17 protein-coding genes and 1 tRNA gene are annotated in these 18,894 nt (G+C 73.9%); 12 read left to right on the forward strand and 6 right to left on the reverse strand.

Features of this window, described 5'->3' with window-relative positions:
• The first annotated feature begins 14 nt into the window (after positions 1 to 14).
• From CRP51_RS14650 to CRP51_RS14665, 4 genes are all read left to right on the forward strand, one after another.
• The gene (locus CRP51_RS14650) at positions 15 to 398 is read left to right on the forward strand and encodes a DUF2255 family protein (protein ID WP_097231630.1); all 384 of its coding nucleotides are present in this window, start codon (positions 15 to 17) and stop codon (positions 396 to 398) included.
• Between the two features lie 377 nt (positions 399 to 775).
• Entirely contained in the window at positions 776 to 1,411 is a 636-nt protein-coding gene (locus CRP51_RS14655; protein ID WP_097231741.1) for a HemK2/MTQ2 family protein methyltransferase, read from the forward strand.
• The gene (locus CRP51_RS14660) at positions 1,408 to 1,668 is read left to right on the forward strand and encodes a CDGSH iron-sulfur domain-containing protein (RefSeq protein ID WP_245880581.1); all 261 of its coding nucleotides are present in this window, start codon (positions 1,408 to 1,410) and stop codon (positions 1,666 to 1,668) included. The genes CRP51_RS14655 and CRP51_RS14660 overlap by 4 nt, the downstream gene beginning before the upstream one ends.
• Positions 1,665 to 2,753, forward strand: coding sequence for an iron-containing redox enzyme family protein (locus CRP51_RS14665; protein ID WP_097231631.1), 1,089 nt, complete (start codon positions 1,665 to 1,667; stop codon positions 2,751 to 2,753). Before CRP51_RS14660 ends, CRP51_RS14665 begins: the two co-directional genes overlap by 4 nt.
• 94 nt (positions 2,754 to 2,847) lie before the next feature.
• Here the strand turns inward: CRP51_RS14665 and aceA are convergent, their stop codons facing one another.
• Positions 2,848 to 4,155 carry an isocitrate lyase gene (gene aceA / locus CRP51_RS14670; protein WP_097231632.1) on the reverse strand — a complete coding sequence of 436 codons (1,308 nt, stop codon included), beginning with the start codon at positions 4,153 to 4,155 and terminating at the stop codon, positions 2,848 to 2,850.
• A gap of 447 nt (positions 4,156 to 4,602) precedes the next feature.
• On the opposite strand from aceA, the gene CRP51_RS14675 reads away from it, so the two are divergent.
• Positions 4,603 to 6,024, forward strand: a complete 1,422-nt coding sequence (locus CRP51_RS14675; RefSeq protein ID WP_097231633.1) for a short-chain fatty acyl-CoA regulator family protein — start codon at positions 4,603 to 4,605, stop codon at positions 6,022 to 6,024.
• Between the two features lie 93 nt (positions 6,025 to 6,117).
• Here CRP51_RS14675 and CRP51_RS14680 read toward each other — a convergent pair whose 3' ends face one another.
• The 3 genes from CRP51_RS14680 to CRP51_RS14690 all read right to left on the reverse strand — a co-directional run bounded on the left by CRP51_RS14680 (position 6,118) and on the right by CRP51_RS14690 (position 9,244).
• Positions 6,118 to 7,365 carry an MFS transporter gene (locus CRP51_RS14680; protein WP_170970558.1) on the reverse strand — a complete coding sequence of 416 codons (1,248 nt, stop codon included), beginning with the start codon at positions 7,363 to 7,365 and terminating at the stop codon, positions 6,118 to 6,120.
• A 28-nt stretch (positions 7,366 to 7,393) separates the two neighbouring features.
• Complete coding sequence (gene solA / locus CRP51_RS14685; RefSeq protein WP_281259655.1) at positions 7,394 to 8,560, reverse strand: N-methyl-L-tryptophan oxidase; 1,167 nt, start codon at positions 8,558 to 8,560, stop codon at positions 7,394 to 7,396.
• Between the two features lie 138 nt (positions 8,561 to 8,698).
• Entirely contained in the window at positions 8,699 to 9,244 is a 546-nt protein-coding gene (locus tag CRP51_RS14690; RefSeq protein WP_097231635.1) for a MarR family winged helix-turn-helix transcriptional regulator, read from the reverse strand.
• A 206-nt stretch (positions 9,245 to 9,450) separates the two neighbouring features.
• Between CRP51_RS14690 and CRP51_RS14695 the strand changes: the two genes are divergently transcribed.
• The 7 genes from CRP51_RS14695 (at position 9,451) to CRP51_RS14725 (ending at position 15,106) form a co-directional block, all read left to right on the forward strand.
• Complete coding sequence (locus CRP51_RS14695; protein WP_097231636.1) at positions 9,451 to 10,446, forward strand: EamA family transporter; 996 nt, start codon at positions 9,451 to 9,453, stop codon at positions 10,444 to 10,446.
• Between the two features lie 65 nt (positions 10,447 to 10,511).
• Positions 10,512 to 11,462 (forward strand): SMP-30/gluconolactonase/LRE family protein, encoded by a 951-nt coding sequence (locus CRP51_RS14700; RefSeq protein ID WP_097231637.1) that lies wholly within the window; start codon positions 10,512 to 10,514, stop codon positions 11,460 to 11,462.
• A 66-nt stretch (positions 11,463 to 11,528) separates the two neighbouring features.
• Positions 11,529 to 11,605 (forward strand) — tRNA-Met (locus CRP51_RS14705).
• Between the two features lie 133 nt (positions 11,606 to 11,738).
• Positions 11,739 to 11,966 carry a hypothetical protein gene (locus CRP51_RS14710; RefSeq protein WP_097231638.1) on the forward strand — a complete coding sequence of 76 codons (228 nt, stop codon included), beginning with the start codon at positions 11,739 to 11,741 and terminating at the stop codon, positions 11,964 to 11,966.
• Positions 11,967 to 12,425: 459 nt separating this feature from the next.
• Complete coding sequence (locus tag CRP51_RS14715) at positions 12,426 to 13,652, forward strand: helix-turn-helix domain-containing protein (protein WP_097231639.1); 1,227 nt, start codon at positions 12,426 to 12,428, stop codon at positions 13,650 to 13,652.
• Between the two features lie 325 nt (positions 13,653 to 13,977).
• A complete protein-coding gene (locus CRP51_RS29540) occupies positions 13,978 to 14,532 on the forward strand; it encodes a hypothetical protein (protein WP_097231640.1) in 555 nt (184 codons plus the stop codon).
• 157 nt (positions 14,533 to 14,689) lie between these two features.
• On the forward strand, positions 14,690 to 15,106 hold the full coding sequence (locus CRP51_RS14725; protein ID WP_097231641.1) for a hypothetical protein: 417 nt from the start codon (positions 14,690 to 14,692) through the stop codon (positions 15,104 to 15,106).
• Between the two features lie 58 nt (positions 15,107 to 15,164).
• Here the strand turns inward: CRP51_RS14725 and CRP51_RS14730 are convergent, their stop codons facing one another.
• Together CRP51_RS14730 and CRP51_RS14735 are read right to left on the reverse strand one after the other, a co-directional pair.
• A complete protein-coding gene (locus tag CRP51_RS14730; protein ID WP_097231642.1) occupies positions 15,165 to 17,138 on the reverse strand; it encodes a glycosyltransferase family 4 protein in 1,974 nt (657 codons plus the stop codon).
• A 376-nt stretch (positions 17,139 to 17,514) separates the two neighbouring features.
• A complete protein-coding gene (locus CRP51_RS14735) occupies positions 17,515 to 18,702 on the reverse strand; it encodes a cytochrome P450 family protein (protein WP_097231744.1) in 1,188 nt (395 codons plus the stop codon).
• Positions 18,703 to 18,894: the final 192 nt, after the last annotated feature.

Here is an 18,894-nt window from a genome sequence, read left to right on the forward strand (position 1 = left end):
CGCGAAGGGTCACCATGGCGAACTGGACCAGCGACGAACTCGACACCATCGGCGGCGCCGAGGAACTGCGGATCGCGCCGCTGCACGACGACGGCACCGAGCACGGGCCGGTCACCATCTGGGTGGTGCGCCACGGCGACGCGTTGTACGTGCGTTCCGCCGGCGGACGCCGGGGCCACTGGTTCAACGCGGCGAGGGAGCGGCACGAGGGGCGGGTCCTCGCCGGCGGGCTGGAGCGGAACGTCCGCTTCGTCGAGCAGGGTGACGACGCGACGAACGAGGCGATCGACGCGGTGTACCGCGACAAGTACCGCGGCTACGGCGCCCGGTATGTCGATCCGATCGTCGGTGCGGACGCACGGGCGGCGACCCTGAGCCTGGTGCCGCGCTCAGCGTAGGGCCGCCTCGAACCTGGCGCGGCGCGCGGCCACATGGGCGTGCTCGCGCGGTGACCTGGCCACGCGCTGGGTGCGGCGCCGGGCTTGCCGCCGAGGCGCCGGGCCCACCTCGGACAGCCCGCCGGAGCGGGGCGCGCCCGCCGGAGTGGGGCCCGCCGGCCGGAGCGGGGTGTCGCCGACGCGCCCGGGCGCCGTTGACCGTTCGGGCGCCGTTGACCCGTTCGGGTGGGCGGCGGCGGGCGGGGTGTGGCGCCCGGGGGCCGGGGTACTCGGCCGCGCGGTCTCGGGGCCTGTGCGGGTGGGGTGTGTGGAGGTGTGGTCGGTTGACTGCTTCGTTGACGTCGCCCGGGGCGGCCTCGCTGGGACGGGTGGTGGTGATGCCCGGCGTCTACGCGCCCCAGTCCGACACCCTGATGCTGGCGGCCGCGCTGCGGCGCGAGGGACTGGTACCGGGAATGGACGTGCTGGAGGTGTGCTCCGGCAGCGGAGCGCTGGCGGTGCTCGCGGCGCGCGCCGGGGCGGCGGTGACCGCCGTGGATGTCGGGCGACGCGCCGTGCTGAGCGCCAGGATCAACGCGTTGCTGGCGCGGCGGCGGGTCACCGTGCGCCGCGGCGACCTGTTTGCCGCGGTGCCTGACCGTTCGTTCGACCTGGTGTTCTGCAACCCGCCCTATGTGCCGGCCCCCGGCGAGTCCCCGCCGGACCGGGGCGCGGCCCGCGCCTGGGACGCGGGCCGGGACGGGCGCGCGCTGGTGGATCGCGTCTGCGCCGGGGTCGCGCCCCGGTTGCGCCCCCACGGCGTGCTGCTGATGGTGCACTCCGGCTTGTGCGCCGCCGAGGAGACGCTGCTGCGTTTGGAGGAGGCGGGGCTGCGCGCCCAGGTGACGGATCGGGCGCGGATCCCGTTCGGCCCCGTGCTGCGCTCCCGGCTGCCGTGGTTGCGGCGGCGCGGACTGGTGCGGCCCGACGAGGAGACCGAGGAGCTGGTGGTGATCCGGGGAGAGAAGCGGTGACCGGCGGGGAACGGCCGCGCCGGGTGGTCGCGGAACGGGAGGGGCCGCTGCTGGTGGAGGGCCCCGTCGAGGTGGTGCTCGACGACGGGCGGGTGATGCGGCGGGACCGGTTCCTGGTGGCGTTGTGCACCTGCCGCCGCAGTCGGCGCTACCCGTGGTGCGACACCAGTCACCGCCGCCGCGCGCGGGGCACGGCGAGCGACGAGGCGAGCGGCGAGGCCCGTGACGGGGCGCGCGGCGCGGGGGGCGAACGGTGAGCCGGGGCCCGGAGCTCCCGGAGGCGCGCGGCGAGGTGTCGGCCGGCGTGCTCGAAGCGCTGCGCGCCGGCGCGAACGCGGGAGCGTGGCCGGACGCGAGGGCGGTGAACGGCGCGGAACCGTTCGGCGACGACCTCCAGTTGGCGCTCTACACGCTGTACGAGCTGCACTACCGGGGCTTCGACGGCGTGGACGACGCGCGGGAGTGGGACCCGGCCGCGCTGCGGGTGCGGGTCGCGGCGGAGGAACGGTTCCTCGCGGCGCTCAGGGCGGGCACCCGCGAACGGAGCGCCGCCACCGCCCCACGAACCGCCGTCGAACGGAGCGCCGCCGCCACCGCCTTGGACGCCGCGCTGGACGCGCTGCTGGTCGAGCCGGTGGGCGAGGCCCCCGGGAGCGTCAGCCACTTCCTGCGCCGCGAGGGGCTGCGGTGGCAGTTGCGCGAGTACGCGGCGGTGCGTTCGGTCTACCACCTCAAGGAGGCCGACCCGCACGCCTGGGTACTGCCGAGGCTGACCGGGCGGGCGAAGGCGGCGATGGTGGCGATCGAGTTCGACGAGTTCGGCGGCGGGCACGCGGAGCGTGCGCACGCGCGGCTCTTCGCCGAGCTGATGGAGGACCTCGGGCTGGACGCCGGTTACGGCCGGCAGTTGGACGCCGCCCCGGCGCCGGCGCTGGCCGTGGTCAACCTGATGTCGCTGTTCGGTCTGCGCCGGGCGCTGCGTGGCGCGCTGGTGGGGCACTTCGCGGCGGTGGAGATCACCTCGTCGCCGGGTTCACGGCGGCTGGCCGAGGCGCTGCGGCGGGTCGGGGCCGGGCCGGCGGCGGAACGTTTCTACGAGGAGCACGTGGAGGCCGACGCCGTCCACGAGCAGCTGGTCCGCCGCGAGGTGGTGGCCGGGCTGGTCGAGGACGCACCGGAGTTGGCCGCCGACGTGGTCTTCGGAATCGAGGCGACCGGGCTGGTCGAGGACGCCCTCGCCGGACATCTGCTCGACGCCTGGCGGGGCGGGCGGTCCGCGCTCCGCCGCCCGGCACCCGGCGCGGACCGCCCTGGGCTGACGGCCCGGGCCGTGGTGGCCTGACCCGGGCCGTCAGGTCGGTGGGCGGGTCGGGGACGTGCGCCCGCGTGCGACAAACCCGCGTGCGCCGGCGCGCGCCCCCGCCCCTCGGGGTCGCTCAGTGGAACTGCTCGGCCTCGGTCGAACCGGCGAGCGCCGTCGTGGACGAGGTCGGGTTGACGGCCGTGGAGACCAGGTCGAAGTAGCCGGTGCCGACCTCCCGCTGGTGCCGCACGGCGGTGAACCCGTGCCGCTGGGCGTCGAACTCCCGCTGCTGGAGGTCGACATAGGCCGTCATGCCCTGCTCGGCGTAGCCGCGCGCCAGATCGAACATGCCGTGGTTGAGCGAGTGGAAGCCGGCCAGCGTGATGAACTGGAACCGGTATCCCATCGCCCCCAACTCCCGCTGGAACTTGGCGATCTGGTCGTCGTCCAGCGCCGCCCGCCAGTTGAACGAGGGCGAGCAGTTGTAGGCCAGCAGCTGGTCGGGGTAACGGGCGTGGATCGCCTCGGCGAACTCCCTGGCCTGGTCGAGGTCCGGGGTGCCGGTCTCCATCCACAACAGGTCGGCGTAGGGGGCGTAGGCCAGGCCGCGGGCGATCGCCGAGGCCATCCCGTTGCGCACCAGGTAGAAGCCCTCCGAGGTGCGCTCGCCGGTGACGAAGGGGGCGTCGAGTTCGTCGACGTCGCTGGTCAGGAGCGTGGCGGCGAGCGCGTCGGTGCGGGCGACGATCACCGTCGGCACGTCGGAGATGTCGGCTGCCAGCCGGGCCGCGTTGAGGGTGCGGACATGCTGGGCGGTCGGCACCAGCACCTTGCCGCCCAGGTGGCCGCACTTCTTCTCGGAGGCCAGCTGGTCCTCGTAGTGGATGCCAGCGGCACCGGCCGCGATCATGGCCTTGGTCAGCTCGAACGCGTTCAACGGCCCGCCGAAGCCCGCCTCGGCGTCGGCGACGACGGGCGCCAGCCAGTCCACGGGGTCGCTCTCGCCCTCGGCGGTGGAGATCTGGTCGGCGCGCAGCAGCGCGTTGTTGATCCGACGAACCACCTGGGGAACGGAGTTGGCCGGGTACAGGCTCTGGTCGGGGTAGGTCTGGCCGGCCTGGTTGGCGTCGGCGGCGACCTGCCAGCCGGACAGGTAGATCGCCTGGAGACCGGCCTTGACCTGCTGCACGGCCTGCCCGCCGGTGAGCGCGCCCAGCGCGTGGATGTAGTCCAGCTCGTGCAGCTGCCGCCACAGCCGCTCGGCCCCGCGCCGCGCCAGGGTGTGCTCCTCGCGGACACTGCCGGCGAGCTGCACCACGTCCTGGGGGCCGTAGGTGCGCTGGACGCCCCGCCACCTGGGGTCGTTGGCCCACGCGTGGGCCAACTCCTCGGCGGTCCTGGGGGTATGGGTGGGTGTGGTCGGCTGAGCGCTGAGAGTCATGATCGCCTCCGCGGTGGAACTGCCCTGATGTGATCGGAGTGACCTCTGAGAGAGGCACGGCACTGAGTGCCGTGGAGGGTGGGGGCCCGCCGGTCCCCTCCGCTGGGTGGAAACGGTGAGCAATGCTGCCGGCGGGCTCACCGGCCGATGGCGGGGGACCGTGGCGTGGGTGGGCACGGTTCCCGGGTCCGCCGGGGCCGGTTCGCCGGGGTCCGGCGGGCCGTGCTCACACTGTGACGCTGGCACTGGGTGCCAGCAAGCGTGGATCGGTGCTAACTTCGAGAAGACTTCCGGCGGCTTTTTGCTGAACGTGCCAATCACGGACGGTTTCGGACGGTTCCCGGGCGCCCCGCCACCGGGGCCGCCCGGACCGCGCGCGACCCCGGGAACGTTCGACGAGGGCACCGACCGGGACGTTGACGAAGCTGACGGTCGAAGGAGACTGCGGTGGCCAAGGTCTACGCGGGACCACGGTTGCGGCGGCTGCGCGCGGAACGGGGGCTGCGCCAGGCCGAACTCGCCAGGACGCTGGGCATATCGCCCGGCTATCTCAACCAGATGGAACACGACACCCGACCGCTGACCGTTCCGGTGCTGCTGCGGCTGACCGAGACCTTCGGCGTGGACCCCGAGTTCTTCTCGGGGCGGGACACCAGCCGGCTCCTCGCCGACCTGCGCGAGGCCCTCGCCGACGAGGTCGACGGCGGCCGGGTGAGCCCGGACGACCTGGGCGAACTCGCCGAGAAGCTGCCGTCCGTCGCCGAGCTCGTGCTGGAGCTGGGCCGCCGCAACCAGGCCCTGGCCCACCGGCTCGCCGAGGCCGCCGCCGCCCGCGAGGGCGAACCGGGGCCGCCGGGCGCCCGGCGGCCAGACGACCCGAGAACTCCGCACGAGGAGATCCGCGAGTTCTTCTACCGCCGACGGAACTACCTGCACGAGACCGACCTGGCGGCCGAGGACCTCGCCGAGGAGATCGGCATCCGACCGGGCGAGGTGCTGACCGTGCTCGACCGCCGGCTCTCCCGGCACGGGGTGCGGGTCGCCACCCATCCCGGGCCAGAACAGCACCGCTACGACCCGGGCGCGCGGGTGCTCTACGTCTCCGGGAGGCTGCGGCCGGGGCAGCGGGCGTTCCGCATGGCCACCCAGCTGGCGCTGCTGGAGTACGGCACCGCGCTGTCGGCCCTGGCCGGCGAGGACTTCACGCCGGGGTCGGACGCCTGGTCGCTGGCCAGGATCGGGGTGGCCCACTACTTCGCCGCCGCGCTGATCCTGCCCTACCGCGCCTTCCACGCCACCGCCGAGGAGCTGCGCTACGACATCGAGCAGCTCACCGGCACCTTCGGCCTCGGCTTCGAGACCGTCTGCCACCGGCTGAGCACCCTCCAGCGGCCGAGGCTGCGCGGCGTGCCGTTCTCCTTCGTCCGGGTGGACCGGGCCGGGAACATGTCCAAGCGGCAGTCGGCGAGCGGCTTCCACTTCTCCCACGCGGGCGGCACCTGCCCGCTGTGGAACGTCTACGAGGCGTTCGCCGCGCCCGGCCGCATTCACGTGCAGATCGCCGCCATGCCCGACGAGCAGCGCTACCTGTGGATCGCGCGCACCGTGACCCGCCACCGCGGCGGCTGGGGGGACCCGGCCAAGACCTTCGCCATCGGTCTCGGGTGTGAGGTCCAGCACGCCACGCGGCTGGTCTACTCCGACGGACTCGACCTGGGCAACGCCTCGGCCGCCACCCCGATCGGCATGGGCTGCCGCGCCTGCGAACGGCTGAACTGCCCCCAGCGCGCGGTGCCCCCGCTGGGCCGCGCGCTCGCGGTCGACGAGAACAGCAGCACCTTCGTGCCCTATCCGGTGCGCCCGGACTGAAGAGCCCGGCACGCCCGGTCCGCGCGGACCGCGGCGCCGTCCGGTCGTGCGGACGGGGTGACCCTAGGCGGCCCCGTCCGCTCCGCCGGGTATTCAGGGGCCGTGGAGCCGGGGGTCGCGCAACAACAGCCAGGTGCCGAAGACCGTCACGGCCATCAGCCCGAAGTAGAGCGAGGCTGAGGCGCCCAGCAGCGCCCCGCCCGCCACGGGACCGGCGAAGAAGCCCAGGTAGCGCAGCTCGGCGAAGCCGAAGTAGGCGCCCTTCCTGGAGTCCGGGGTGATGTGGTGGATGACGGTGTCGGGCATCGGGAAGAGCACCGCCTCGCCCACGGTCCAGAACACCACCCCCAGGAAGAGCAGCGCCACATGGGTCTCCAGGCCCCGGAAGAGCAGCGCGGCCACCATGAAGGCGAAGGCCCCCAACAGCGCCAGCCGCTGCGGACTCATCCGCCGGGAGAGCCAGCTCGCGGGCCACTGCATGGCGATGGCCAGGACGGCGTTCAGCGCCAGCAGCAGCGAGAAGTAGGTGACCGCCGACTCGCCCCGCACCTCCTTGATGTAGAGCGGAAGGATCGACTCGAACTGGGAGAAGACCAGGAACAGCACCAGACCGGCCGCCACCACCCGGAGCAGCAGCGGATCGCGCGTCGCCGTCCGCCAGCCGGAGCCGACGCCCTCCGCCTCGCCCCCGTGCGCCTCGTCCAGCCGGCGCAGAACGGGGGCACGGGCGACCACCAGGACGAGATAGCCGGTGAACACCACGGCCGGGGTGAGGAAGATCATCCAGTTGGCCACCGCGTAGAGCGCCGCGCCACCGAGCGGACCCACGGCCGCCGCGACGCAGAGCGTCACATAGCGGATGCGGAAGACCGCCTCTCCCATGCCGGTCGCGGCCAGCGACAGCAGCTTCTTCGTCGCCGGCTCGGTGAGCAGCCGCCCCACCCCCAGCAGGCAGACCAGCACGACGATCAGCGACAGCTGGCGCGCCGCGGCCAGCGCCGCGTAGGCGCCGACGTTGAACAGCAGCCCGGTCTGGATCACCCGCACCCCGCCGAAGCGGTCGGTCAGCAGGCCGCCGACCGCGCCGCCGAACGACGAGATCAGCGCCACGCTCCCCACCACGAGCCCGATCCGCGCCTCGGAGAGCGAGGAGACGTCCGAGAGATAGAGAGCGAGGAACGGCAACGTCGCGAAGAACGCCAGCCCGTTCAACAGGCTGCCGATCACCAGCAGCCGCAGCGCCGGATCGGCGTGCCAGGCCGTCGACCGCCCGCCGGGCGCCCCCTCGGCCGCCCCTCCCTCCGCTCCGCCGTCCGTCAACGTCCCCCCTGTGTCTGCCATTTCTCCCCCCGGTGTGTCGAACGCCCCGTCAGTCCTGTGACCACGAGCGTCGTGGGTCGAACAACTCGATCGGATGGCGGGTCTCGCCATCCAGCGCCAGCTCGGCGAGGATCTCGCCGACCACCGGCACGAACTTGAAGCCGTGCCCGGAGAAGCCGCAGGCCACCGTGACCGCGCTGTACCCGGGGTGGCGGGCTATCACGAAGTGGTCGTCGGGCGTGCTGGTGTACATGCAGGTGACCGCGTGCGACAACGTGCCGGGCAGCGTGGGCAGATGACGCCCCGCGTGCGCGGCCATGGTCGCCACCTCGTCCGGGTGGACCGTGCGGTCGACGGTCTCGGGAGTGCAGGTGCCGTCGTTCGCCCGGTAGAAGGCGACCTTCGCACCGCCCTCCGGGCCGTCGATCGCCGGGAAGCCGTAGACCGAGGTGCCGTCGCGCTCCTCCCACACGTAGACCGGGTGCCGATCCGGCAGGAAGGGCTCCACGCCCCGCTCGCCTCGCGGGGTGAACCAGTACATGACCTGACGCTCGACGGCGAGCGGGACGCCCAGATCGGCCAGCAGCCCGGGAGCCCAGGCGCCGGGGCAGATGACCAGCTGGCCCGCCGTGTAGCTGCCGACGGCGGTACGCACCCGGACGCCGGCGCCACCCGGCAGCTCCTCCCAGGACGTCACCGGCTCGTCGAAACGGAGCTCGGCACCGGCCGCCACGGCCCGCTCGACGGCGGCGCCGACCGTCGCCTCCGGACGGACCAGGCCGGCCCTTCCCTCCCAGAGCGCCACCTCGTCCGCGTCCGGCGCCAGCGTCGGGAAGCGGCGCCTGATCTCCCGGGCGTCCAACATCTCGTGGGGCAGGTCCCAGGCCCGCGCCGAGGCCAGCGAGCCGGCCACCGTCCGGCTCTCGGGCGTGCCGACCATCAGCCCACCGCAGGCCATCCGCAGCTCCCGCCCGGTCTCCGCGGCCAACTCGTCGAACAGCTCGTACGAACGCAGCAGCAGCGGCACATACGCCGCCCCCTCGAAGTACGCCTGCCGGACGATCCGGGACCCGCCGTGGCTGGACCCCCTGTCGTGCGCGGGGCCGAAGCGCTCCAACCCGAGCACCCGGGCGCCGCGCGCGGCCAGCCGGTGCACGGCCGCGCTGCCCATGCCTCCGACGCCGAGCACGATCACGTCATAGCTGGTCGTCGACACGCCTTCTCCTCCTTCGAACGGTGGCTCGACCGCGCACGAGGGCCGGCTTCGAACCGTGGGCCGGCCTCGCGGGTCCGGACCCGGGGGCCTCGGACCCCGCGCCGCCGCGCGTCGTGGCCGCCTCGGCACAGCCGGGGCTCACCCGAGCCTCGTGTCACCGAGGGCGACCAGCAACCGGCGCAGCGCGTCGCTCAGCACCCGCTGGTCGGACGCGGGGAGCGCCGCCAGTATCCGCTCCTCGTTGGCCACATGGGCCATCACCGTGCGGTCCACCAGGTCGAGCCCCGGCGAGGTCAGCCGCACCCGGACCGCCCGGCGGTCCCCGGGATCGGGGCGGCGCTCCACCAGGCCCTTGCGCTCCAGTCGGTCCAGCCGGTTGGTGATCGCACCCGAGGTGACCATCGAGGAGAGCACGAGCTCGCTCGGGGTCAACTCGTGGGGGGCACCGGCGCGCCTGAGGGTGGCCAGCACGTCGAACTCCGCGTTCTCCAGGCCGTGGGCCGTGAAGACCGGCTTCATCCGCTTGAGCAGCAGGCTCGACGCGCGGTTGATCCGGCCGACCAGGGCCATGGCCGCCAGGCCGTCGAGGTCGGGGCGCTCGCGTGCCCACTGGGCGGTCAGCTGGTCCACGGCGTCGGTCTCGACGGGAGCTTCGACTCCGGGGGGCGCCGCGCTGTCGTTCATGGCTTCCGGTCCTTCTGGCTTCTCGTGCGGTGGGCTGGCGGATCGGGAGTGAGTGCCTGCCCGACGGCGACTATCTTAACCTTCAGCTACTTGCCGTGAGCAAGAGGGTATGCCAGAATACTCGAAGTTATTTCAGCGTTGAGAGACATGGCGGTGAGAGATCACGCCAGCGAGGGCTCCGAGGGGCCGGGGAGTGGGGGTGCCGGATGGGTGTCATCCGTGGTCGGGAGCGCGGCGACGGACGCTGGCGCCGTCTGCTGGACCGCCCCTGGGCCGTGGCGGCCCTGGCCGCGCTCGGCCCGGCGGCCTGGGGCACCACCTATGTCACGACGACGGAGCTGCTGCCCCCGGACCGCCCGCTGGCGGTCTCCGCCCTGCGCGCGCTGCCGGCCGGCCTCCTGCTGCTGGCGTTCACCCGCCGCCTCCCGCGAGGCCGTTGGTGGATGCGCGCCACGGTGCTCGGCCTGCTCAACTTCGGGGCGTTCTTCCCGCTCCTCTTCTACGGCGCCTACCGACTGCCGGGCGGTGTGGCCTCCACCGTCGGGGCGCTCTCCCCGCTGCTGGTCGCCGGGCTGGGCGTGGTGGTGCTGCGGGCCAGGCCGGGGCCGGGGACACTGCTCGCGGCGCTGCTCGGGCTCTCCGGCGTCGCCCTGCTGGTGCTGCGCGCCGACGCGGCGCTGGACGCCGCGGGGATGGCCGCGATGCTGTCGGCCACGTCGCTGATGGCGCTGGCCGTGGTGCTCGCGAAGCGCTGGGGGCGACCGCCCGGGGTCTCCCTGCTGGCCTTGACCGGCTGGCAGTTGACGGTCGGAGGGCTGGTGCTGGCGCCGCTGGCGCTCCTGGTCGAGGGCGCGCCCCCGGCGCCGACGGCAGGCCATGTCGCCGGGTACGTCTATCTCGGGCTGATAGGCACGGTCCTGGCCTACGCCCTCTGGTTCCGGGGGATAGAGCGGCTGCCGGCCTCGTCGATGTCCTTCCTCGGGCTGGCCAACCCGGTGGTCGCGAGCTTCGCGGGGCTGGTGCTGCTGGGGCAGTCGCTCACGGGCTGGCAGTTGCTCGGACTGACGCTGGTGCTTCTCGGCGTTCTCTGGGGACAGCGCGCGAGTCAACGCCCGCGCGTCATACCGGAGTCGGCGCCGTCCTCGCCGCCCGAACGGGAGGAGACCGGCGCGTCCGGCGCCCGGGCCACGGTCGCCCCCTGAGCCGTCCAATGATCTGATGAGAGAGGAGAGCCCGAGAGCCTACGACCGAGGACCAAGGTGAAGAGATGTCCGTGGTGAACGCGCGAGCCGCGCTGTACGAGGTCCTGGACGAGCGCTTCCGCAGCGGCAGGTGTGCGCACGGGGACCGGCAGTGGGAAGCGCTGCACCGGGGCTCCCGTTGGGCCGAGGGCCCGGTCTACCTCCCGGCCGCCCGCAGTCTGGTGTGGAGCGACATCCCCAACGACCGGCTGCTGCGCTGGGACGAGACGACCGGAGAGGTCGGTGTCTTCCGCTCCCCGGCCGGCCACCCCAACGGGAACACGTTGGACGGCCAGGGCCGGCTGGTCACCTGCGAGCAGGGGAACCGCCGGGTCACCAGGACCGAGCACGACGGTTCGGTGACGGTGCTCGCCGACCGCTACCGGGGCAAGCGGTTCAACAGCCCGAACGACGCGGCGGTGCGCTCGGACGGCTCGATCTGGTTCTCCGACCCGGAGTTCGGCATCGCCAGCGACTACGAGGGCCACCGGGCCGAGAGCGAGATCGGCGGGCGCAACGTCTACCGGATCGACCCGGACAGCGGCGAGGTCCGGCTGGTGGCCGACGGGTTCAGCGGACCCAATGGACTGGTCTTCTCCCCCGACGAGTCCCGGTTGCTGGTCTCCGACAGCATCGCCAACCACATCCGTGCCTTCACCGTCGGCGAGAACGGCACCCTGAGCGAGGACGGCGTCTTCGCCACCTGCGCGCAGGGGAACTTCGACAACATCCGGTTCGACGACGCCGGCCGGCTGTGGGCCGCCGCCATGGAGGGCGGGGTGCACTGCTACCACCCGGACGGCACCCTGCTGGGGCGGCTGCTGATCCCCGAGACGGTGGCCAACGTCCGCTTCGGCGGCCCCCGGAGGAACCGCCTGTTCATCGCCGGCACCACCACGATCTACTCGTTGATGATGAGCGTGACGGGCCTGCCGCCGCTGCCCGGGGTCTACCAGGCGCGCTCCGCCGACGGCTGACGAGGCGCCCCACCCGGCAATAGTGGCGCGAGCACCCCTCGGGATGGCGTAAGGTAGTGACCACGACGCGGGGTGGAGCAGCTCGGTAGCTCGCTGGGCTCATAACCCAGAGGTCGCAGGTTCAAATCCTGTCCCCGCTACCAGGTCGAAGGGCCCGGCACTCAGGTGCCGGGCCCTTCGCGTTGCCCACCGGGCCGGCGGCGCCGGTTTTTTCGCGAGCGTGCGGCGAGGACAAGCGGCAGACTGGGCGGTTGACCGTCCGACGAAAGGCACACCATGGCGAAGAAGGCCCCGCAGCCGAAGCGCGGCAACCCCCTCCAGGCGCGGCCGGGCTTCCGCCCCCTCACCGAGCCGGACGAGATCACGCCCGACCCCGAGGGCAACCGGGCCCAGCGCAGGGCGGCCGCCAAGGCCGCCAAGGCCGCCAAGAAGGGCGTCCCGTCGCCGGCCGTCGAGGAGGAGAGGACGAGCGCCGAGGAGCAGGAGACGGCCGCTTCCGAGTAGCGCACGGTCGGCCCGTTCCGGACCGTTTCCCGCCTGGATCAGCGGGCCTCTCCTTCGAGGTGAGACCGGGGGGAGGCGGTTTTCGACGGTGTTCCGACGTGAGGGTGCGCGAGTTCGATCGCGAAGTGAAAGGCGCGGAACGGCGGTCGCCGTCCGCGCCTTTTCGACGCCCGCCCCTCCGCCGCCTTCTGACCGCTCCGCGCGCGCCCCTCGCCCACCGCGCGTCCGGGTCCGACCACGCCCTGGCGCGGGCCCCGTCGACGCCGCCGGCGGCCGGCGTTCGGGTGGCGGCTCGCACGGGTGTCGCGGGTGGGAACGGGAGGGGTGACGGGGCGGGGCGCGGGGGTAGCGTCCGGGGTGCTGCTGCCCGGCGACTCCCTGGAGGACCCGATGTCCTTGACAACTCCCGTTCCATGCAAGGCCGTTGCTTCAGTCGCCACGTCGGTGGTGAGGTGAGCGATGACGGAGGAGAGCGAGTCCATCGGCCAGCGGCTGCGGCGGGCGCGGCTGCGCCTGGGGTTGACGCAGGCGGACGTCGCGGGCCGGCTGCGCCGGACGCAGAGCTGGGTCTCCAAGGTGGAGAGCGGCGACATCGAACTGGACCGGGCGAGTGTGATCAACGCGCTGGCCGGAGTGGTGCACATTCACCCCAACGAGCTGATCGAGCGCCCCTTCACCGGCAGCACCGCGGAGAACCAGTGGCGGGTCTCGGCCGCGATGACCCTGCGGGAGCTGCGGCGTTACGACCTGGCTCCGACGTTCGACGGCTCCCCCAGGCCCGCCGCCGCGCTCTGGCAGGCCATGCGCGGGCTGCACCGGCTGCGCGACGACGCCGACAACACCGGCATCCTCGACCACCTTCCCGACCTGCTCCGGGAGGCACGGGCGTTGGCCGAGCGGGCCACCGGCGGCGAACGCGAGGAGGCGTTCGCGGTCTACGCGGTGACCTGCAAGTTCGCCCACACCTCGGCCCACGCCCTGGGCCACCCCGAGCTGGTGACGCTGGCCGCCGAACGTGGCGCGTGGGCCGCCGAGCGCTCCGGCGACCCGCTGCTGCCCGCCGTCGTCGACTGGATGCGCGCCTGGGACATGTGGGCCACGGCCGACTGGGACGACGCGCTGGCGCTCGGCGACAAGGCACTGCGCGGGGTCGCCGACGCCTACGAACGCGGCGAGCCCGCGGCACTCCGGGTGTGGGGATCGCTGCAACTGCGCGCCGCCGTCTCCTCGGCCAGGGCGGGGAACGCGGGGGAGGCCGACCACCGGCTGGAGTTGGCCGCGGAGGCGGCGCGCCGGATGCGCCAAGCGCCGGAACCGGCGTTCGACCGCCACTCGTTGACCTTCTCCGCCGGCAACGTCGGCATCCACGGCGTGAACGTCGCGCTGGAACTGAGCCGTCAGGAGGAGGCGCTGCGCCGGCACGAACGGCTCGACCCGGCACTGGTCGCCGCCCTGCCGGCGTCCCGACGCGGCCACTACCGGATGGACCTGGCGCGCGCCTATCTCTGGTCGGGGCAACGGGATCTGGCGGTGGCCGAGTTGTCGGCCGCGGAGCGCATCGCTCCACAGCTGGTCAGGAACCATCCGATCGCCAGGGCGACGTTGCGCAGGATCGTCTACGGCGAGCGGAGCGGGGTGCGGGAGCAACTGCGGCGGATGTCGGCGCGGTTCCACCTGAGCGCCTGAGCGCCTGAGCGCCTGAGCACCCTGGGCGACGGGGCGGACGGGCAACCGGACCCGTGAGCCCGTGAGCCCGTGAGCCTGTGAACTGAACGCCTGGCCGTCCGGGGCGCTCCGGCGCCGGCGGTCGTCCGGGGCGGTTGCCCGGGGCGACCGAGGGACTGAGCGGGCGTGCGCGAGTGGTACGCGCCCGTGCGCCCGCCCCTGCGCTCCGATGGTGTTCAGGGTGTTGAACTGCTTGTATTCCTCGCCATCATGCCGAGGGTGAGGGCGCGGGTACGTTCGGTAGCGGTGACCCGCCGTAGTCACCGCTCGTCGCCGGAGGTGCCGTGTGCAGACAGACGTTCCCTTTCCCACGTGGCTGCCGACCGCCGAGCAGGGCCCCAGGCCGTTGCCGTGCGGCCGGTGGTTCGACGCCGTCGGCGCGGGCGGGGCGGAGGCGGCGCGGGCGATAGCGCGACTCGGCGAGCGGACCGGCCCGGTGATCCATCATCCGGCGGAACACACGATGTTCTGGCTGGTCCAGGTGGGGGCGGCCGACCTCTGGCGGCTGCCGGGCGTCACGGTGCTGGGCGCCGGCGAACGGCTCACGGTGCCGCCGCCGAGCCGCACCGAGGGGCCCTGCGTGCGGTGGCTGATCCCGCCGCACCGTCGCTGCCTGACCGACGCGGCCGCGCTCCACCACGTGCTGAAGGTGGTGACCGCGAGCGGCCACCGGACGCCGGACGCCTACCGCACGGTGGAGTGCCACACCGGCGCGCACCGGCTCTGCACGAAGGCGGTCGCGCCACCGCCGCCGGCCGGCATCCCGGTGATCTATCTGGCCTGCGACTGCGGTTGCCACGAGCGGGCCCTCGGGCCCGGACGCGGCAGCCTCGCGTCCTGACCGCCGGCACGGCAAGTGGTCCCGAACGGAGTCGACTTGATCAATCGTCAAGCGTAAGCCGCAACGGGAGAGACCGACTCTGGCCAGTTACCGCCTGTCGGGAAGTCGGCCGGCCCACGGCGGCCGAATTGTCAGACCCATACGCCAGCATGGGGGCATGGCAGACCTCGTCATCCACGATGAGTGGCAGCTCCCGGCGTGGACCGGGACGGTGGGGCCCGGTTGGGCGGCCCTGCTGCTCCGGCTGCACTGGCAGTTGCTCGCCCTCGCCCCCGACTACCGGATCGAGAAGTGCGAACGCGGCCTCGGCGGCCTGCGTGTGTGCGTCGCCGACCGTTTCGACGAGGAGGGGGACTTCGACGGTCAGTGGGCGGATCTCGCGACCCAGCTGACCGACGCGGCGGAGACCGCCTCCGAGCGCACCTGCGAGATATGCGGCGGCCCCGGCCGGCCGCGGTTCCGTGGCGGCCGGGGCGAGGTGTGGATCACCGCCCTGTGCGACGGCTGCTCCAGCGACCTCGTGCGCCGTGCCACACCCGACGGGATGCCGACACCGCCCGGCCTCGGACGCTGAGGAGTCGGGCGGATCAGGCCCGGGAAGGGGACGGCTCGCCGTGGGGCGCCGGGGGAAGCTACCCCGCGGGAGGCGTCGTCGTCAGGATGAGGGCGTTGTCCCCGGTGTAGCCGAGGCGGAAGGTGCCCTCCCGGCGGTTGACCGCCGGATAGACGTCGGTCGGTCGGCGGTCGACCGTGTCGCCGCCGATCCGGCCCAGCGGCACCAGCGTGCCGTCCGCCGAGCGGATCACCAGGCTCCAGCGGCCGTGCGGCTCCCGGACCGCGTCCGCGTAGGGGATGGTCAGCAGCACCCGGCCGGTGGGCAGCACCCGTAGCTGGATGGTGAAGTCGAGTACGTCCGGCTCCTGTTGGCGCACCGCGAGGGCCACCTCGGTCGGCGGCCCGTGCGGGGTGACGGTCACCAGCGCCGCCTCCTCGCCCAGGGTGATGTCGGCGACCTCGGCGTGCGCCGGCCGCTGCCAGGCCCGGACGGTGAGGTTGCCCTCCTTGGTGGTGTAGGGGATCCACGAGGTCACCCCGTGCTCCCCGACCGCCGGCGCGGCGCCGACCAGCGCGGCCCCCTCCACCCGGTGCGCGACCAGCCGCCGCGCCTTGGCCGCCGTCGAGGCCGTCACATAGGCGTCCCAACGCCCCTCCGCCAGCTGGTGTTCCGCCCTGCTGACGCGGCCGCGCCCCTCCCGGTCCAGCGGCAGCCGCACCTGCCGCCCCTCCGGGTCGTCACGCAGCCGCAGCACCAGGTCCCCCGGCTCGGCCGGGGTCAGCGCCAGGGTGAGGCCGTCCGGTGCGGCGACGCAGCGCGCCGCCGGCCGCGCCGGGGCGTCCGCGCTGGCGGCGACCACCAGCCGCCGGTCCGGACGGCGCCGGAGCCGGGTGCGCAGCCGCCGCAGCCCGCCGCCGCGCGGCCGCGCCGCGAACAGCTCCTCGTACGCCTCGGCCACCACGGCCGGCTCGTAACGGGCGGCGGTGGCCACGGCGTTCTCGGCCATCCGCGCACGCAGCGCGGGGTCGGCCATCAGCCGGCGCAGCCCCTCGGCCAGCCCCTCGTCGCCCTCGTCCATCGGGACCAGCACCCCGTCCTCCCCCGGCGTGATGATCTCGGCAGGGCCGTAGGGGCAGTCCCGCGAGACGACCGGCAGCCCGCACGCCATCGCCTCGACGATGGTCAGCCCGAACGACTCCCAGCTGGAGGAGACCGCGCCGATCGCGCCCTTCGCCCACTCGGTGTCGATCGGCGCGACGGCCCCCATCAGCCGCACGCGCCCGCCGAGATCCAGCCGTTCCACCTGCTCCAGCAGCGGTTCCCGCAGCGGGCCCCGGCCGTAGATCCGCAGCTCCCAGTCGGGGAAGTCGTCGCGCAGCCGGGCGAAGGCGTCGATCAGCACGTCGTAGCGCTTCTGGGCGACGAGCCGGCCGGCCGTCACCACCAGCTTGTTCTCGCCGGTGGACCGCGAGACGGCGGCGGCCGGCGAGGAGTTGGGGATGTGCCGGATGCGCGCGGCCGCCTCCGGTAGCGCCGCACGGTACGCGGCGGCGTCCGTGCTGGAGACGGGGGCGAAGGCGTCGAGCTGGGCGACGGCCGCCAGTTGCAGCTCCCGGTGCCCGGCCTCGTCGCGGACCGCGAGGGTGGAGTGCTCCTGACCGATGCGCAGGTAACGGCCGCGCACGCCGTAACGGGCCAGATAGACGTTGAGGACCGGCCGGGTGCTGATCACCACGTCGGCGTCCGTGTGCGTCAGATAGTCGGACATGCGTTGGTCGCTGAGCGCCGACACTCCGCCGACCGAGGCGGGGAAGAGCTGGCTGGGCTGCCCGGCCTCCGGCAGTGCGAGGTCCTTCGACCCCTCGCGCTGGTCGATCAGCCCGAGCAGCCGCACCCGCGGGTCGAAGTCGAGCCCCGGGGTGTCGCGGTGGCAGTAGAGGCTGGCCACGGTGACCTCGTGGCGTTCGACGAGCGCGGCGGAGAGGTTGGCCGCCGAGCGGATGGTGCCCCCGATGCCGTAGGCGTTGTGGAGCAGAAAGGTGATCTTCACGGTGGTCCGCCTGAGTTCCGGTGAGACGCCGCCGCCACGAGCGGGCGCGCGCGGCCGAGGGACGAGGAGTCGCCCGACGAGAGTGCCGAACGCGGCAGATGGTGACACAGCGGGACCGCGAGCCGGCGGTGGCGCATCCGTCAGCGCGCCGCCGTGCCACGTGGCGGCCGGGCCGTCGAAGCCGTCGGTGCACCGCGCGTTGGCGGCGTGCGCCGGCCCGGCGGGCCGGGCGACCGCCGCCGCCGGTTTCATCCTTACCGGTGACCCCGCGAACGGCGCCCCGGCGCCCAGCGCCCCCGACGCCCCCGCCGACGACCGGCTCCCCCGCCAACGACGCGCCCGCGGAACGGCCGCCCGCCGTCGGTCCGCCGCCGGCTCAGCCGCCGGGCGCGAGCCGCAGGCGGGTCAGGGAGTGCGAGCGGTAGTTGGTCGCCCAGGCCGGATCGGTGAGCCCGTGCGGGCGCAGCCTGGGCAGCAGCGCCGTGAGCGCCGCCGTCAGCTCCAGCCGCGCCAGCGGCGCGCCCAGGCAGTAGTGGACCCCCTGCCCCAGCGCGAGATGGGCCGTCGGCTCGGCCCGGTGGATGTCGAACCGGTCGGGGTCCCGGTGGCGGCGCGGGTCGCGGTTGGCGCACGCCAGCCCGAGCAGCACCGTCTCCCCCGTCGGCACGATGGCCCCGCCGACCTCGACCGGCTCGGTCGTGAAGCGGCGCAGCGCCGTGAGGTTGGGGTGGGCGAAGCGCAGGAACTCCTCCACGGCCCCCGGCAGCAGCGCCGGGTCGGCGCGGAGCGCCGCCCACTGCTCCGGCTCCCGGCTGAGCGCCCACAGGCCGGCGCTCAGGGTGTGCTGCACGTTCTCGATGCCGGCGCCCAGCAGCAGGAACGCGAGGGAGACCAACTCGTCCTCGGTGAGCCGGTCGTCCTCGTCCCTGGCGGCGATCAACGTCGAGAGCAGGTCGTCGCGCGGGGCGGCCCGGCGCTCGGCGACCAGCTCCAGCAGGAAGCGGTGCACGCCGCGCAGCGCCTCGGCCGCGGCGGCCGGGTCGGGCGGCGCCAGCAGGGTCGCGAGCCGGCCGGCGAACGGGCGGCGGTCCGCCTCCGCCACGCCGATCAGGTCGCACATTACGGTCAGCGGCAGCGGCGTCGTGAACTCGGCGACCAGGTCCTCGCGCAGCCCGTCGGCGAGCGCGTCGGCAGCCGACTCGACGGACTCGCGCAGCGCGGCGACCCGGCGCGGGGTGAAGCCGTGCGAGACCAGCCGGCGCAGCCGCAGATGGTCCGCGCCGTCCATGTTCAGCAGGTTGGCGTCGAGCGCGGGCGGCAACGAGAAGCCGCGCCAGGGGGTACGGGCGTGGCGTTTGCTGGCGGAGAGCCTGGGGTCGGCGAGCAGGGCTCTGACGTCGGCGTCGCGGGTGACCAGCCAGACGGGGGAGCCGTCGGGGAGCGCCACGTGATGGACCGGTGCCGCCTCGCGCAGCTCGGCGAGCACGGCGTGCGGACGGGCGGTGAAGGCGGCGGTGAACGGCCGCGGCAGCGTCGGCGACCCGGTCGGGCTGTGGATGCTCATCCGCCCCATTGTCCCGTCCTCCGGGCGCGGGGGGCCAGGGTGGTGAGGGGCGCGTGGCCGTGGTCGTCGGCGCGTCCGGGGGCGCGGGCCGTCGAGCTGCGGGCCGGGGCGCCCATGGCTAGCGTGAGAAGCAGCGCGCGCCGTGCGCGCGAGGCGCACGCGCCCTCGCCACAAGCCCGTCAGGAGGTCGTA

It is taken from the genome of Streptomyces zhaozhouensis, assembly GCF_900230195.1.
Classification (GTDB): Bacteria; Actinomycetota; Actinomycetes; order Streptomycetales; family Streptomycetaceae; genus Streptomyces; species Streptomyces zhaozhouensis.